Here is a 245-nt window from a genome sequence, read left to right on the forward strand (position 1 = left end):
TCTTGAGGTCGGTCAGCACCAAGTCGAACCGCCGCGTCTGAACGAACTTCATCGCCGCCTCGCCGGAACTCGCCGTCGTTACGTCATAACCCTCGCTCGAGAGGATCGTTTCAAGTATTTCCCGCTGATTTTTCTCGTCATCAACGACGAGTATCGATTTTCTTGCCATAGGATGATGTCAGAACCACCTCGCGTAAGCGGGTGGCCAGAACGTAGACGAGAATCAAGTTGTATCTAACCAAACC

Annotated in this window: 1 protein-coding gene; it reads right to left on the reverse strand. The window is 52.2% G+C overall.

Annotation, left to right across the window (positions count from 1 at the left end):
- Positions 1 to 169: response regulator (locus tag ACCD03_RS25625; protein WP_413413297.1), on the reverse strand; the 169-nt coding region annotated here is incomplete at its 3' end.
- Between the last annotated feature and the right edge of the window lie 76 nt (positions 170 to 245).

Source organism: Ralstonia sp. Ralssp135, from assembly GCF_047304345.1.
Lineage (GTDB): Bacteria > Pseudomonadota > Gammaproteobacteria > Burkholderiales > Burkholderiaceae > Ralstonia > Ralstonia chuxiongensis.